Annotated in this window: 1 protein-coding gene; it reads right to left on the bottom strand. The window is 66.0% G+C overall.

Going from position 1 to position 1353, the window contains the following annotated elements:
* Window positions 1-94: 94 nt before the first annotated feature.
* Window positions 95-1353: acyl-CoA dehydrogenase family protein (locus AB0M56_RS50580; RefSeq protein ID WP_364190863.1), on the bottom strand; the 1259-nt coding region annotated here is incomplete at its 5' end.

Raw genomic sequence — 1353 nt, 5'->3', positions numbered from 1 at the left:
GTTAATTAAGCTGCGCTAGTAGACGAGTCCATGTGCTGGCGTTCAAATTTCGCAGCAGCGGTTTCTTTACCAGACTCGAGTACTTACTTAAATGTCATTCCTGCTTCCTCACGGTCGCCGATGTCAGCCCCAGCGAGCGCCCCACGATCTCCTGCATGATCTCCGAGGTGCCGCCGAAGATCCGCTCAATGCGGTTGTCGCGCCAGATGCGCGCGATTTCGTACTCGTTGATGTATCCGTATCCGCCGAACAGCTGGACGCAGCGGTCGATGATCTGCCAGGCGGTCTCGGTGGTCCAGTACTTCGCCGCGGCGGCGTCGACGGCCGTGAGATGGCCCTCGACGAGCGCCATGATGCAGCCGTCGACATAGGTGCGTGCCGCGTCGAGCTTGGCCCGCATGTCGGCCAGTGCGAAGCGGTTGGCCTGGAAGGTGCCGATGGGCTGCCCGAACGCCGTGCGTGTCCTGGCGTACTCCAGGGCCAGTTCGAAGGCGCGCTGCGCACCGCCCAGCGCGCTCACCGCGATGGCGATCCGCTCGGTGGGCAGGTTCTCCATCATGTACGCGAAGCCGCGGCCCTCCGCGCCGAGGAGGTTCGCCGCCGGTACCCGTACGTCGTGGAAGAAGAGCTCCGCGGTGTCCTGGGCCTTGAGGCCGACCTTGTCCAGCCGGCGGCCGCGCTCGAAGCCGGGCATCCCGCGCTCGACGACCAGCAGGCTGATGCCCTTGTGGCGGGCGTCCGGGTCGGTCTTGCAGGCGACGATCACGAAGTCGGCGAGGATGCCGTTGGTGATGAAGGTCTTCTGGCCGCTGAGCACATAGTGGTCGCCCTCGCGGCGGGCGGTGGTGCGCATCGCCGCCAGGTCCGACCCGGCGTCCGGCTCGGACAGGGCCAGTGCGCAGATGGTCCGCCCGGAGACGATCCCGGGGAGCCAGCGGTGTTGCTGTTCCCCGGTGAGGTGCGACAGGTAGGAGGGCAGGACGTCGTTCTGGAGCCCGAGGCCGATGCCCACCGTGCCGGTGGCCGCCATCTCCTCGGCCATGATGGCGTTGTAGCGGAAGTCGCGGATGCCCTGTCCGCCGAACTCCTCGGGGAATTCCCACCCGAGGAGACCGGCCGCACCGGCCGCGCGCCAGGCCTCGCGGCTGACGATCCCGGCCTGCTCCCATTCCTCCGCGTGGGGCACGCACTCCCTGAGGTAGTAGGCACGGGCGGTCTCCCGGAACTGCTCGTGCTCGGGGGTGAAGAGCGTGCGCCTCATCGACTGGAAATAGAGGTTTTCGTCCCCCGGATCCTGGCTGTGGTGATGATGGTGATGGCTGCTGCCCATGGTATATCTCCTTATTAAAGTTA

Source organism: Amycolatopsis sp. NPDC051372 (genome assembly GCF_040682095.1).
GTDB lineage: Bacteria > Actinomycetota > Actinomycetes > Mycobacteriales > Pseudonocardiaceae > Amycolatopsis.
The sequence above is the reverse complement of the archived record's forward strand: the minus strand, read 5'-3'. Positions and strand labels throughout refer to the sequence as shown.